Consider the following 12,291-nt stretch of genomic DNA (forward strand, 5'->3'; position numbering starts at 1 on the left):
AATGGACGGTAAGGAGGGGCGGCGCGAAGCGCCTCGATGGGGGGTGGTGGTCGGGAGACGGGCGGGCGAATGACTTAGGTTACCGGCGCCTCCCACCCCCGTATCAAATCGGTTCCACACCCGGAGCTTGTTGACAACGGTTTCCATGTCAGTTGAAAATGACTGTCATGAACGTACGACGTCGCCACATATCCGGGATCGCCATCGCCGCGGCCACCGCCCTCGGTCTCGGGACCCTCTCCGCCTGCTCCGACAGCGCGGCCGCCGCCAACACGGACAAGTTCGACGTCGTCGCGGCGTTCTACCCACTCCAGTACCTGGCCGAGCAGATCGGCGGGGACCACGTCCACGTCACCAGCCTGACGAAGCCCGGCCAGGAGCCGCACGACCTGGAGATCAGCGCGCAGCAGACGGCCGCGCTCGGGGAGTCCGACGCGGTGCTCTACCTCAAGAACCTCCAGCCCTCCGTCGACGACGTGGTGAGCCAGTCCGGGGTCAAGACGAAGATCGACGCCGCTTCCCTGACCACCGAGGAGAAGCACGGCAACGAGGTCGGCGGTCACGCGGCCACGCACGACACCTCGAAGAACGAGGAGCTGGCCGGCCTCGACCCGCACATCTGGCTCGACCCGGTGCGCTACGCCCAGGTCGCCGAGGGCGTCGGCAAGGCCTTCGAGAAGGCCGACCCGAAGAACGCGGCGGACTACAAGACGAACACCGCGGCCCTGGTCAAGAAGCTGGACGCGCTCAACACCGAGTTCAAGACCGGCCTCGCGAACACCAAGACCAAGGTGTTCATCACCACGCACGCCGCCTTCGGCTACCTCGCCGAGCGCTACGGCCTCACCGAGGAGGCCATCAACGGTCTCGACCCCGAGTCGGAGCCGAGTGCCGAGCGCGTGAAGGACCTTGAGAAGATGGCGAAGGCCGACGGCGTCACCACGGTGTTCTACGAGACGCTCGTCAGCGACAAGACCGCGAAGACCATCGCCGCGGACGCGAACCTGAAGACCGACGTCCTCGACCCGATCGAGGGCATCACCAAGAAGTCCCGCGGCAAGGACTACTTCTCGGTCCAGCAGGCCAACCTCAAGGCCCTGCAGACGGCCCTGGGAAGTAAATGACCAGCACGGAGGACGAGTTGATGAGCGACTTGATGAGCGAGCCCGTCATATCGCTGCGCGGAGTCCGCGCCGAGCTGGGCTCGCGCCCCGTCCTGCGCGGCATCGACCTCACCGTGCGCCGCGGTGAGGTGGTCGCGCTGCTCGGCGCCAACGGCTCCGGCAAGTCGACCGCGATCCGCACGATCATCGGCCAAGTCCCTCTGTCCGCAGGTGAGATCGAGCTGTTCGGCACCCCGCGCCGCGCGTTCCGTGACTGGCGGCGCGTGGGCTACGTACCGCAGCGCACGACGGCCGGGGGCGGGGTGCCCGCCACCGTCACCGAGATCGTCGCGTCCGGCCGCCTCTCCCGCACCCGCTTCGGCCTGCTGCGCAAGGCGGACCACGAGGCCGTACGGCACGCCCTGGAACTGGTCGGGATGGCGGACCGCGCCAAGGACTCCGTCGACGCGCTCTCCGGCGGCCAGCACCAGCGCGTGCTGATCGCCCGCGCACTCGCCGCCGAACCCGAACTCCTCATCATGGACGAGCCGATGGCGGGCGTGGACCTGGCCAGCCAGAAGGTGCTGGCGGACACCCTGACCCGTCAAGTCGCCGAAGGCACAACGGTGTTGCTCGTCCTGCACGAACTCGGCCCGCTGGAACCGCTGATCGACCGCGCGGTCGTCCTGCGCGACGGCTGCGTCCAGCACGACGGCCCGCCGCCGCGCGCCCTGGGCCAGCACGCACTGCCCGGCCACGACCACGTACACCCGCACTCGGCGGACGCCGAACCGATCCGCACGGGACTGCTGAGCTGATGGACCTCCTCGACTACGCCTTCATGCAGCGGGCGCTCATCGCCGCCGTCCTGGTCGGCATCACCGCCCCCGCGATCGGCATCTACCTCGTCCAGCGCCGCCAGCCCCTCATGGGCGACGGCATCGGCCACGTCGCGATGACCGGCGTGGGCCTCGGCTTCCTGCTGAACGCCTCCCCGGTCTGGATGGCCACCGCCGTCTCCGTGCTCGGCTCGGTCCTCATGGAACTGATCCGCTGGTACGGCAAGACCCGCGGCGACATCGCCCTCGCGATGCTCTTCTACGGCGGTATGGCGGGCGGCGTGATGTTCGTCAACCTCGCGCCGGGCGGCTCGAACGCCAACCTGAGCTCGTACCTCTTCGGCTCCCTCTCGACGGTCTCGCAGTCCGACGTGACGGCGATCGGCATCCTCGCCGCCTTCGTGATCGTGGTCACGCTGGGGCTGCGGCGGCAGCTGTTCGCCGTGAACCACGACGAGGAGTTCGCGCGGGTCACCGGCCTGCCCGTGCGGGCCCTGAACCTGCTGACGGCGGTCACCGCGGCCGTCACGGTCACCGTCGCGATGCGGGTCGTGGGCCTGATCCTGGTGTCCGCGCTGATGGTGGTGCCGGTCGCCGCCGCGCAGCAGCTCACCCGCAGTTTCGGGGCGACGCTGACGATCGCGGGCGTGATCGGCGTGACCGTGTCGGTCAGCGGCACCGTCACCTCGTACTACCAGGACGTGCCGCCCGGCGCGACGATCGTGCTCCTGACGATCGCCGCGTTCATCGCGCTGACCGCGCTGGCGACCCCGCTGGCAAGGCGCCGGGCCCGGGCCGCGGCCGCCGCGCGACCCGCCGGGGACCCGGTGGAGTGCGCGATTCCAGCCACCCGGGGGGCCGCCGACGAGGTCGGCGTCTGACCATGCACAGCCCGGGCTGGCACAATGGCTCGGCAAAGTGCAGACGTGAGGAGGCAACGGTGACGACGGCCGGCCCGCCCGTAAAGGGACGATCCACCCGCCAGCGTGCCGCGGTGTCGGCGGCGCTCAACGAGGTCGACGAGTTCCGCAGCGCCCAGGAACTCCACGACATGCTCAAGCACAAGGGTGACTCGGTGGGCCTGACCACGGTCTACCGCACCCTCCAGAACCTCGCCGACGCCGGCGAGGTCGACGTCCTGCGCACGGACGAGGGCGAGTCCGTCTACCGCCGCTGCTCCACCGGCGACCATCACCACCACCTCGTGTGCCGCGTCTGCGGCAAGGCGGTTGAGGTGGAGGGCCCGGCTGTGGAGAAGTGGGCGGAGGCGATCGCGGCGGAGCACGGGTACGTGAACGTGGCGCACACGGTGGAGATCTTCGGCACGTGCGCGGAGTGCGCGGCGGCGGCCGGCTGAGGCCCTAGACCCGGCTCAGGTGGGCGTCGAGGATCGCCCGCAGCCGGTCCACGTCGGCGGGGTCCCGCAGGCCTCGCTTGGGCAGCAGCGTGAAGTTGAGGGCGTTCTTCTCGGGGCTGAACATGTAGAAGCCGTCCGCCGTCTCCCGGTAGCGGGGCTGCACGGTCCAGTTGAGCGAGGTGAACGAGTCGTCGGTGGCCACAGTCACCCCGGCGTCCGTCACGGTCACCCGGATCACCCCCCGCCGCTCCGCGAGGCGCTGGAACTGGCGCGCCTGGATCCGCGGCAGGAACACCAGGGACACCACCACGGCGCACACACCGATGATCAGCGGGATCGGTACCGACCTGCCCTTGGCCAGCGAGCTCGCGATCGCCATCACGGCGAAGAAGGCCCCGATCCCCAGCAGCCAGAGTTGTCTTCGCGTCGAGGGGATGAGGCCCCTGCGCGCTCTCAGCGCCGCCGCGAAGTCCTCGACGACCGGCCGGTACTCCAGCTCGACCACTCGCCCCGTCACATCATCCCGCCCCATGTCCATGAGGCGGGATGCTAGCCGTCAGTGGTCAGCCCTCCTCGGGCCGCCCCCGCATCGCCTGCTCCATCGCGAGCAGCTTCTCGTTCGGCACCGCGCCGCCGAACCGCCGGTCCCGCTGGGCGAATTCGACGCACGCGCGCCACAGGTCACGCCGGTCGAAGTCCGGCCACAGCACGTCCTGGAAGACCATCTCGGCGTAAGCGCTCTGCCAGATCAGGTAGTTGGAGGTGCGCTGTTCGCCGCTGGGGCGCAGGAAGAGGTCGACCTCGGGCATGTCCGGGTAGTACATGTACTTGGCGAGGGTCTTCTCGTCGACCTTGGCCGGGTCGAGCCGGCCCGCCTGGACGTCCTCGGCCAACGCCCTTGCCGCGTCGGCGATTTCGGCCCGCCCGCCGTAGTTCATGCAGAAGTACAGCGTGAGCGCGTCGTTGTCCTTGGTCTGCTCCTGCGCGATCTGGAGCTCCTTGGCGACCGACCGCCACAGCTTGGGCATACGGCCCACCCACCGCACCCGGATGCCGAGTTCGTCGAGGGTGTCGCGGGACTTGCGGATGAAGTCGCGGTTGAAGTTCATGAGGAAGCGCACCTCGTCGGGCGACCGCTTCCAGTTCTCGGTGGAGAAGGCGTACAGCGAGATCGCGCCGACACCCATCTCGACGCCGCCCTGCAGCACGTCCAGCACCCGCTCGGCGCCGACCTTGTGGCCCTCGGTGCGCGGCAGCCCGCGCTGCTTCGCCCACCGCCCGTTCCCGTCCATGACGATCGCCACGTGCTTCGGGATCAGCTCACCGGGCAGCTTCGGTGCGGTGGCCCCCGACGGGTGCGGCTCCGGCGTCTTGTACTCGCGCCGCTGGCGCCCCAGGATCCCGCGTACGGCCATGTGCTTCTCGTCTCCTCTGTCTACGACCTACGACCTACGACAACTTGCCACGGCCTGCTACGACTTCTCCACGTACCGCAGTGAACGGAGCCCGCGCTCAAGGTGCCAGTGCAGATAGGCGGACACCAGCCCGCTGCCCTCCCGCACATGCCGCGCCTCGCACGCGTCCGCCGTCTCCCAGTCCCCTGTGAGCAGCGCACCGAGGAGTTCCAGGGCCTGCGGTGAGGGTACGACGCTCCCGGCCACCCGGCAGTCGGCGCAGACGACCCCGCCGGACGCCACGGAGAAGAACCGGTTCGGTCCCGGCATCCCGCACCTCGCGCAGTCACCGAAGCTTGGCGCATAGCCGTTGACGGCGAGGGAACGCAGCAGGAACGCGTCGAGGATGAGATGCGGAGCATGCTCCCCGCCGGCCAGCGTCCGCAGCCCGCCCACCAGCAGCAGATACTGCTGCACGGCGGGCTCGCCCTCGTGATCGGCGAACCGCTCGGCCGTCTCCAGCATCGCCGTACCGGCGGTGTACCGCGCGTAGTCGGCGACGATCCCGCCACCGTACGGAGCGATGGTCTCACTCTGGGTGCACAACGGCAGCCCGCGGCCGATCAGTTCACTGCCCCGCGCGAAGAACTGCACGTCCACATGGGAGAAGGGTTCCAGCCGGGCACCGAACTTCGACTTGGTCCGCCGCACCCCGCGCGCCACCGCGCGTACCCGCCCGTGACTCCGGGTGAGCAGCGTGATGATCCGGTCCGCCTCACCCAGCTTCTGGGTGCGCAGCACGATGCCGTCGTCGCGGAACAGACTCATGCCGCCCATTGTCCCCTACGGCCCTGTGGCGCCACGACGCATCGAGGCATCCAGGCATCGACGCTTCAGGGCACCTCACCGCGGCTGCGGGCGTTCGCGTACGCGGTCGCCGCGCTCAGCCGCTCGGCCGGGGTCGCGTCCCGCACGGCGGCCGGCTCGACGTCCCACTCCCGCCCGCCGCCGTACGGGCGCAGCTGAACATAAGGCCCCTCATGCCCCATGACGATGCCCACTCTCCCGTTACGGGTATCCACGGCGACCGATCCGACAGGCGGCTTCATCGCTCTCCTCGCACCCGAATCCGGAATTCCATCAAGGTGTCCTTCGCCTCCCAGCAGTGTGCCCACACCTGGTTCCCCTCCCTTTTCGACTTTCACGCTTCCCATCTCCAGAGTGGCCCTCCTCCCCCTACACTCGGCAGGAGTCTGTCGACAACAACTGCGGTGCAGACCAAGGGGGTTGGCTATGGCCAACGGTTCACGGCTGGCGGCCTGGGAGTTTTTCGGAGCCGAGCTGAGACGGCGCCGGGAGGATATGGGGCTCTCGCAGGCGCAGCTGGGGGCGCTCGTTTTCGTCTCCGGAACTTACATCGGCCAATTCGAACAGGCGATTCGCAAACCGCAGATGGATCTGGCCATCCGGTTTGACGAGATCCTGAAAACCGACGGCATTTTCAAGCGCCTGTGCATGGGCCTGATCAATGACAGGCGGTACGCCGAATACTTCGCCAAGGCGGCGGAGTTGGAGGCGCTGGCGACGAAGATCTGCGACTTCGCGCATGCGCTGATCCCAGGCCTGCTCCAGACCGAGGAGTACGCGCGCGCTATCACCGTCGCGACGAACCCGCTCGCGACGGAGGAGTACATCGCGGACAAGGTGGACGGCCGAATGGAGCGGTCGAGCATCCTCAAGGACGCAACAAGGCCGGTGTACTGGGCGATCCTGCACGAGAACGTGCTGCGGATTCCGGTCGGCGGGCATGCGGGCATGGCCAGGCAGCTGGATCACATCGCTGCACTCGCACGCGGGCGAACGGTGCTGGTCCAGGTACTGCCGTACTCGGCCGGGGCGTACTCCATCATGACGGGGTCACTGAAGCTCATGGAGTTCGACGACGCCCCGCCAACTGCCTATACAGAGGCGGTGTATTCGGGGAACCTGCTGGACGATCCAGCTGTGGTGAAGCACGCATACGCGGCATACGATCTGCTCAGGGCTGCCGCGCTGTCGCCGGAGGCGTCCCTGACTCTGATCGAATCGGCGGCGGAGGACCACAGACGATGCGCAAGTACGACCTGAGCAAGGCCAGTTGGCGCAAAAGCAGCTTCAGCGACGGCAACGGCGGGGACTGTGTCGAGGTAGCCGACGGAGTCCCCGGCATCGTCCCCGTCCGCGACAGCAAGGTGTCTGCTGCCGGGCCGGTGATCATGGTGGGAGCCGGTGCCTGGACGGAGTTCGTCGGCTCGCTGCTCTCCTAGGTCCCCGTGTCAGAGCGGGTTGATGCAGGCCTTGAGCAGGCAGAACTCATTGCCTTCGGGGTCTTCCAGGACATGCCACTGCTCCTCGCCCGTCTGACCGATGTCGGCCGGGCGTGCGCCGAGTTTCAGCAGGCGTTCGAGTTCGGCGGCCTGGTCGCGGTCGGTGGCGTTGATGTCGATGTGCAGCCGGGACTTCCCGGGTTCCGGCTCGTCCCTGCGGCTGAAGAAGAGCGTGGGATGCGGGCCGCCGAACCCTTCGGGCGTCCCGATCTCCACCCATTGGCCTTCCTCACGTTCGAGCACGACGAAGTCCAGGACCTCGCACCAGAACCGCGCCAGCAGCTCGGGGTCACGACAACCGAGCACCAGCTCACCGATACGACTCGCCACAACGGCCTCCCAGCAGTGAAAACAACCTCGCGACCGTACCCGACGGGACGAGCACGGGCGAAGCGATTTCAGGGCCCGGCCGCTATCCCACCGAGACCAGCCCCGCCTCGTAGGCGAGGATCACCAGCTGGACCCGGTCCCTCGCGTCCAGCTTGGTGAAGAGGCGGGTCAGGTAGGTCTTCGCCGTGGCCACGCTGATGTGCAGCTCGGCCGCGATCTCCGTGTTGGACAGCCCCGAACCGACCAGCGTCAGCACTTCGCGTTCCCGCTCGGTGATGCCCGTCAACTCCCGTCGCACGCGGGCCGGTTCGGGGCGGGACGACGCGAAGTCGTGGATCAGGCGCCGGGTCACGCTCGGGGCGATCAGGGCGTCCCCGGCGGCCACGATCCGTACCGCGCCGATGATGTCGTCCAGGGCCATGTCCTTGACCAGGAACCCGGACGCGCCCGCGCGCAGCGCACCGTAGACGTAATCGTCGTCGTCGAAGGTGGTGAGGACGACGACCCGGGCCGACGCCGAACTCGCTGACGGATCCTCCGTGATCCTGCGCGTGGCCTCGATGCCGTCCATCCCGGGCATGCGGATGTCCATCACCACGACGTCCGGAGCGAGTTGGGCCGTCATCCGCACTGCCTCCGCCCCGGTGCTCGCCTCCCCGACGACCTCCAGGTCATCGATGTCGGCCATCACCATCCGCAGCGCGGTACGGATGAGTTGCTGGTCGTCGGCGAGGAGCACGCGAACGGGCCCGCTCATCGAGCCACCACCGTCGCCGGTACCGGCAACCGCGCCGCGACCCGGAAGCCGCCCTCGGGACGTGGTGCGGCCGTGAACTCCCCGTGCAGCAGGGCGACTCGCTCTCTCATGCCCGCCAGCCCGAACCCGGTGTCGGTCACCGTGCCGTGACCACGCCCGTCGTCGGTGACCTCCAGGGCGAGTTCGTCCTCGCGGTAGTCGAGGGTGACCCGGCAGGTCCGCGTGCCCGCGTGCCGTACGACGTTGGTGACGGACTCCTGGACGATGCGGAACGCCGACAGGTCGATGTCGGGCGGGAGTTGACGGGGCTCGCCGAGCCGCCGCACGTCGACCCGTACCCCGGCGGCCGTGGTCGTGGCGGCGAGCCGCTCGACGTCACCCAGGCCGACGGGCAGGACGGGTGCCGCGTCGGCCGCCCGCAGCGCGACCAGCATGCGGCGCAGCCCCGCCAGCGTCTCCCGGCCCTCGTGCTCCACCGCCCGCATCGCCTCCCGCGCGGCCTCCGGCTGGGTCGTCGTGACCCGGGCCGCCGCGCCCGCCTGGAGGGCGATGATGCCGATGCTGTGGGCCACGGTGTCGTGCATCTCCCGTGCGATACGCAGGCGTTCGGCGGTGACGGCCTGCGTCGCGGCCTGTGTGGTGAGCCGCTCGGCGTAATCGCGGTTCTGCCTGACGGAGTTGCCGATCAGCCAGGCGACTACGGCCGAGAGGGCCAGCGCCGACCAGCTCTGCCAGTCGCCGCGGCCGGTGTTGTAGAGGGCGACGAGGGGGCGGCCGAGGCCGGTCCGGGTGAGTTCGTAGAAGGGCAGGACGGCGATGGCCAGGGCGAGGGCGGTGAGGCTTCGACGACGAGTGAGGGTCGCGGCGATCCAGCCCAAGGCGATGTCGATCGCCACGTAGTGGATCAGGCCCAGGGTCAGCGCGTTCAGCCCCAACGTCACGGCGTATGTCCCCGCCAACAGCAGCCCGAACCCCGGCAGCGAACGAGGACGCAGCACCACGCAACCGAACAGGGCGAGGACACTGCCCGACGCGATCAGCACCCAGCCGTCGAACGCGGGCGGGAAGGGATCGGTCGGCATGTACGGGAGGTGGAAGAAGGCGCGGATCGCGAGCAGCGTGCCATAGGTCCAGGGCACGCCCGTCCAGGCGCCCGGCGGCACGCGCTTGAGCAGGGGCAGCGGCGGGGTGGCGGGCATACAGCGATCGTAGGAGCGCGGGGCGGGTGCGGTCATCGGCCCGGAGACGTACAACCAGGGTCGACATCGACGCCGGACGAATGTCAGCGCCCGGCCGATGCCGGGGACCGGCCGGCCGCGAAACCGTGGTCCCGTGATTGAAGTCGACGAACTCACGAAGCGGTACGGCCCCACCACCGCCGTACGCGAACTGTCCTTCACGGTCCGGCCCGGACACGTCACCGGTTTCCTCGGTCCGAACGGCGCCGGCAAGACGACAACTCTGCGGATGCTGCTGGGACTTGTGGCGCCGACCGGCGGGAGCGCCACGATCAGCGGGCACACCTTCCGCCGTCATGCGCGCGGGCTGCGCCACGTCGGTGCGCTGCTGGACGCGAACGACGTGCACGGCGGGCGGTCCGCGCGGGCGCACCTGCGGACGCTGGCCCGCAGCAACCGCATCCCGGCGAGCCGGGTGGAGGAGGTACTCGCCGAAGTCGGGCTCACCGGGGCGGCGGCCCGGCGCCGGGTCGGCGGCTACTCCCTCGGCATGAAACAGCGGCTCGGCATCGCGACCGCCCTGCTCGGCGACCCGCCCGTCCTCCTCTTCGACGAGCCGCTCAACGGCCTTGATCCGGAAGGGGTGTTGTGGGTGCGGGGCCTGTTCCGGAAGCTGGCGGCGGAGGGCCGTACGGTCTTCGTCTCCAGCCATCTGATGTCCGAGATGGAGAACACGGCCGACCAGCTCATCGTCATCGGCAGGGGCAAACTGATCGCCGCCGAGAGCCTCGAAGACTTCGCCGCACGCGGTACCGCGCCGACGGTGACCGTACGGACACCGGACGCGGGCGCGCTGGCTGCCGTACTGGCATCGGAGGGGGCGGTGGTGACGCCGTACGACGAGGAGACGCTGAAGGTCACCGGGGTCCGCGCCGGCCGCATCGGCGAACTCGCCCACGAACATCACTTCCTCCTGAGGGAGTTGACGACCGAGCACGCCTCTCTGGAGGCGGCCTTCATGGAACTGACCGCCGACAGCGTCGAATACCTGGCCGGAGACTCCCGATGACGACCGTTCCCCTGCCCATGCCCGTCTCGCGCTTCACCGATCTCCTGGCCACCGAGTGGCTCAAACTCCGTTCCCTGCGCTCCACTTACTGGGCGCTCGGCGTCAGCACCCTCGTCGTGATCGCCGTCAACGCGAACGCGGCGCGCGCCGACTATGTCAACTATCCGCACTACAACCATGTGATGCGCAACCAGTTCGCCAACACCGCGCTGTTCGACGCCTTCACCAACGGCGCCGCGATGATCCTGGTCCTGACGGCGGCGAGCGTCGGCGCGGTCACGGTCGTCGGCGAGTACTCGACGGGGCTTGTCCGCACGACCTTCGCGGCCGTGCCGGATCGCCGGGCCCTGATGTCGGCGAAGGCGGCCGTGGTGACCACGGTCATGACGGTGTACGGCGCGGTCGTCGCGTCCGCCTCCTTCGCGGTGAGCCAGGCGATCTTGTCCGGCCGCGGCGTGGGCCTGTCGATCAGCTACCCCGGCGCCCTGCGGGTGGTCGTCGCGTCGGCGCTGCTCGCCCCGGTGTCCGCGCTGGTCGGCATGGCGATGGGCGCGCTGATCCGGCACAGCGCCACGACGATGGTCCTCGCGACCGGCCTCCTGCTCCTCCTGCCCATCTTCGTCACCGAGCGCTACCACTGGACGGCCTGCGTCCGCAACGCCCTGCCCTTCAACGCCTGGGACCGACTCGTCCAGGTCAACTACGGCCGCATGCCCTACACGTTGGCCGAGCGGTATCCCACGTCCGTCGGGGGTGCCTGGACCGTGTTCGCGGTGTGGGGGGTGGTCGCCATGCTGGTCACGGTTGTTGCCGTTGACCGGCGGGATGTGTGACCGCCCTTCCCTCGTCCGGCTCCGGGGCGGGTTCCGGGGCCGGTTCCGTTCTCGTCGCCTCCCACAGGACGTTGAAGCGGTTGACGCGCTCCTCCACGTGCTCGCGCGTCATCTTCAGCGTCGTCTTGGCCGGCATGACCCGGATGTCGGGCTCGGTCTCGTAGGAGAGTTCTCCGTCGAAGACGATGAAGTCGTTCAACGAGTTCATCTGGGCCGTCGGTTCCAGCTGGGCGCGGACCGCGATACGCGCGTCGATCCCGGACCTGCAGTGTCTTGTGCAGAGCAGGCGGAGGCCGGGGGTGATCTCTTCCTCCTTGTCGACGAGGAACACGCGCCGGATCTTCACGCCCCGCGTCTTGATCGCCGTCTCCTGAGCGGCGAGATACCGTCCCGCCGGCTCGCTCGACCAGAAGTCGCGGTCGACGGACGTGCTGGTGGCGTAGAGCGTCCGCTTGACGCACTTGGTGAGGTCGATCAGCCACTCGTGGTTCTCGCCTGGGCAGTCCGCCGTGCCGTTGCCGAGGTTCTCCATCAGGAGCGCGAGGCGGCCCAACTCCTCCTCGGCGAAGGCCTTGACGATGTCCGCGCCCTGCTCGCCGACTTTCGTGTAGCCCAGCACCAGCCGGGTCACCTCGTCGGAGCGCAGCACCGAGCCGTCGACCTTGCTGTACAGCTCGGTCGCGGCGTTGATCTTCGCGAAGCTCTCGTCGACCGCCGCGCGCATCTCGGTGTGGTGGCTGGACAGGCTGTCCTTCATGTCCCGGATGCGCCGCTTCTGGCTGTCCTGGACGGCCTCCAGCCGCTCGCCGAAGTCCACGAGCAGTTGCACGATCAGGGTCGCGCTGCCGAGGACGATGGACATCGTCCACTGCCACAGGTCGCCGTCGTTCTCGTTGAGGACGTTGGTCACGAAGAAGGCGGCGCCTCCCGCTAAGATCGCGAAGAGCGTCTTGAGGAACAGCTTTGATCTGCGCTGCGCCTGGTCCTGCGGCGGTACGGACCGTAGGCCGCCTGCCCCTGTTGTCGTCACTCCGTTCATGTGAGCCTCTCCCCCGTCGGACATTC

Annotated in this window: 16 protein-coding genes; 8 read left to right on the forward strand and 8 right to left on the reverse strand. The window is 68.9% G+C overall.

Translation table 11 applies throughout. The features are described from left to right. Positions 1 to 167: 167 nt before the first annotated feature. From OG496_RS20845 to OG496_RS20860, 4 genes are read left to right on the forward strand one after another with little or no spacing between them, the layout of a single operon-like run. Positions 168 to 1,124, forward strand: a complete 957-nt coding sequence (locus OG496_RS20845) for a metal ABC transporter substrate-binding protein (RefSeq protein ID WP_366490966.1) — start codon at positions 168 to 170, stop codon at positions 1,122 to 1,124. After that, the gene (locus OG496_RS20850; RefSeq protein WP_405971953.1) at positions 1,121 to 1,921 is read left to right on the forward strand and encodes a metal ABC transporter ATP-binding protein; all 801 of its coding nucleotides are present in this window, start codon (positions 1,121 to 1,123) and stop codon (positions 1,919 to 1,921) included. Before OG496_RS20845 ends, OG496_RS20850 begins: the two co-directional genes overlap by 4 nt. Continuing rightward, positions 1,921 to 2,823, forward strand: coding sequence for a metal ABC transporter permease (locus tag OG496_RS20855; RefSeq protein WP_405971954.1), 903 nt, complete (start codon positions 1,921 to 1,923; stop codon positions 2,821 to 2,823). The genes OG496_RS20850 and OG496_RS20855 overlap by 1 nt, the downstream gene beginning before the upstream one ends. A gap of 59 nt (positions 2,824 to 2,882) precedes the next feature. After that, positions 2,883 to 3,299 (forward strand): transcriptional repressor, encoded by a 417-nt coding sequence (locus tag OG496_RS20860; RefSeq protein ID WP_328683467.1) that lies wholly within the window; start codon positions 2,883 to 2,885, stop codon positions 3,297 to 3,299. 4 nt (positions 3,300 to 3,303) lie between these two features. Here the strand turns inward: OG496_RS20860 and OG496_RS20865 are convergent, their stop codons facing one another. The 4 genes from OG496_RS20865 to OG496_RS20880 form a co-directional block, all read right to left on the reverse strand. Beyond that, positions 3,304 to 3,837: a YcxB family protein gene (locus OG496_RS20865; protein ID WP_399394856.1), complete on the reverse strand. Its 534-nt coding sequence runs from the start codon at positions 3,835 to 3,837 to the stop codon at positions 3,304 to 3,306. A gap of 25 nt (positions 3,838 to 3,862) precedes the next feature. Beyond that, positions 3,863 to 4,714 (reverse strand): isoprenyl transferase, encoded by an 852-nt coding sequence (locus OG496_RS20870; RefSeq protein ID WP_366490963.1) that lies wholly within the window; start codon positions 4,712 to 4,714, stop codon positions 3,863 to 3,865. Positions 4,715 to 4,771: 57 nt separating this feature from the next. Continuing rightward, the gene (gene recO / locus OG496_RS20875) at positions 4,772 to 5,521 is read right to left on the reverse strand and encodes a DNA repair protein RecO (RefSeq protein ID WP_405971955.1); all 750 of its coding nucleotides are present in this window, start codon (positions 5,519 to 5,521) and stop codon (positions 4,772 to 4,774) included. Between the two features lie 65 nt (positions 5,522 to 5,586). Beyond that, complete coding sequence (locus OG496_RS20880; protein ID WP_327404223.1) at positions 5,587 to 5,802, reverse strand: hypothetical protein; 216 nt, start codon at positions 5,800 to 5,802, stop codon at positions 5,587 to 5,589. Positions 5,803 to 5,986: 184 nt separating this feature from the next. Here OG496_RS20880 and OG496_RS20885 point away from each other — a divergent pair, with 184 nt between their 5' ends. Both OG496_RS20885 and OG496_RS20890 read left to right on the forward strand, forming a co-directional pair. Then, positions 5,987 to 6,820, forward strand: coding sequence for a Scr1 family TA system antitoxin-like transcriptional regulator (locus OG496_RS20885; protein ID WP_405971956.1), 834 nt, complete (start codon positions 5,987 to 5,989; stop codon positions 6,818 to 6,820). Beyond that, positions 6,802 to 6,999, forward strand: coding sequence for a DUF397 domain-containing protein (locus OG496_RS20890; RefSeq protein ID WP_405859340.1), 198 nt, complete (start codon positions 6,802 to 6,804; stop codon positions 6,997 to 6,999). Before OG496_RS20885 ends, OG496_RS20890 begins: the two co-directional genes overlap by 19 nt. 9 nt (positions 7,000 to 7,008) lie before the next feature. Here the strand turns inward: OG496_RS20890 and OG496_RS20895 are convergent, their stop codons facing one another. The 3 genes from OG496_RS20895 to OG496_RS20905 form a co-directional block, all read right to left on the reverse strand. Beyond that, complete coding sequence (locus OG496_RS20895; RefSeq protein ID WP_405971957.1) at positions 7,009 to 7,389, reverse strand: VOC family protein; 381 nt, start codon at positions 7,387 to 7,389, stop codon at positions 7,009 to 7,011. 82 nt (positions 7,390 to 7,471) lie between these two features. Beyond that, the gene (locus tag OG496_RS20900; RefSeq protein ID WP_405971958.1) at positions 7,472 to 8,146 is read right to left on the reverse strand and encodes a response regulator; all 675 of its coding nucleotides are present in this window, start codon (positions 8,144 to 8,146) and stop codon (positions 7,472 to 7,474) included. Then, positions 8,143 to 9,345 (reverse strand): sensor histidine kinase, encoded by a 1,203-nt coding sequence (locus OG496_RS20905; protein WP_405971959.1) that lies wholly within the window; start codon positions 9,343 to 9,345, stop codon positions 8,143 to 8,145. Before OG496_RS20905 ends, OG496_RS20900 begins: the two co-directional genes overlap by 4 nt. Before the next feature lie 133 nt (positions 9,346 to 9,478). Between OG496_RS20905 and OG496_RS20910 the strand changes: the two genes are divergently transcribed. Together OG496_RS20910 and OG496_RS20915 are read left to right on the forward strand one after the other, a co-directional pair. Then, on the forward strand, positions 9,479 to 10,393 hold the full coding sequence (locus OG496_RS20910) for an ABC transporter ATP-binding protein (RefSeq protein WP_405971960.1): 915 nt from the start codon (positions 9,479 to 9,481) through the stop codon (positions 10,391 to 10,393). Continuing rightward, a complete protein-coding gene (locus OG496_RS20915; protein ID WP_405971961.1) occupies positions 10,390 to 11,226 on the forward strand; it encodes an ABC transporter permease in 837 nt (278 codons plus the stop codon). The genes OG496_RS20910 and OG496_RS20915 overlap by 4 nt, the downstream gene beginning before the upstream one ends. Here OG496_RS20915 and OG496_RS20920 read toward each other — a convergent pair. Then, a complete protein-coding gene (locus tag OG496_RS20920; RefSeq protein ID WP_405971962.1) occupies positions 11,192 to 12,265 on the reverse strand; it encodes a hypothetical protein in 1,074 nt (357 codons plus the stop codon). The two genes, OG496_RS20915 and OG496_RS20920, sit on opposite strands and share 35 nt — an antisense overlap. Between the last annotated feature and the right edge of the window lie 26 nt (positions 12,266 to 12,291).

Origin of the sequence: Streptomyces sp. NBC_00988 (assembly GCF_045162645.1) — a bacterium.
In the GTDB taxonomy this organism is placed as follows: Bacteria; Actinomycetota; Actinomycetes; order Streptomycetales; family Streptomycetaceae; genus Streptomyces.

What these genes read in the sequence shown, in the direction of transcription:
- OG496_RS20865 (WP_399394856.1), bottom strand. Translation starts at nt 3,837, where the DNA reads ATGGACATGGGGCGGGATGATGTGACGGGGCGAGTGGTCGAGCTGGAG.
- recO (WP_405971955.1), bottom strand. Translation starts at nt 5,521, where the DNA reads ATGAGTCTGTTCCGCGACGACGGCATCGTGCTGCGCACCCAGAAGCTG.
- OG496_RS20900 (WP_405971958.1), bottom strand. Translation starts at nt 8,146, where the DNA reads ATGAGCGGGCCCGTTCGCGTGCTCCTCGCCGACGACCAGCAACTCATC.
- OG496_RS20855 (WP_405971954.1), top strand. Translation starts at nt 1,921, where the DNA reads ATGGACCTCCTCGACTACGCCTTCATGCAGCGGGCGCTCATCGCCGCC.
- OG496_RS20915 (WP_405971961.1), top strand. Translation starts at nt 10,390, where the DNA reads ATGACGACCGTTCCCCTGCCCATGCCCGTCTCGCGCTTCACCGATCTC.
- OG496_RS20845 (WP_366490966.1), top strand. Translation starts at nt 168, where the DNA reads ATGAACGTACGACGTCGCCACATATCCGGGATCGCCATCGCCGCGGCC.
- OG496_RS20890 (WP_405859340.1), top strand. Translation starts at nt 6,802, where the DNA reads ATGCGCAAGTACGACCTGAGCAAGGCCAGTTGGCGCAAAAGCAGCTTC.
- OG496_RS20905 (WP_405971959.1), bottom strand. Translation starts at nt 9,345, where the DNA reads ATGCCCGCCACCCCGCCGCTGCCCCTGCTCAAGCGCGTGCCGCCGGGC.
- OG496_RS20920 (WP_405971962.1), bottom strand. Translation starts at nt 12,265, where the DNA reads ATGAACGGAGTGACGACAACAGGGGCAGGCGGCCTACGGTCCGTACCG.
- OG496_RS20880 (WP_327404223.1), bottom strand. Translation starts at nt 5,802, where the DNA reads ATGAAGCCGCCTGTCGGATCGGTCGCCGTGGATACCCGTAACGGGAGA.
- OG496_RS20870 (WP_366490963.1), bottom strand. Translation starts at nt 4,714, where the DNA reads ATGGCCGTACGCGGGATCCTGGGGCGCCAGCGGCGCGAGTACAAGACG.
- OG496_RS20850 (WP_405971953.1), top strand. Translation starts at nt 1,121, where the DNA reads ATGACCAGCACGGAGGACGAGTTGATGAGCGACTTGATGAGCGAGCCC.
- OG496_RS20885 (WP_405971956.1), top strand. Translation starts at nt 5,987, where the DNA reads ATGGCCAACGGTTCACGGCTGGCGGCCTGGGAGTTTTTCGGAGCCGAG.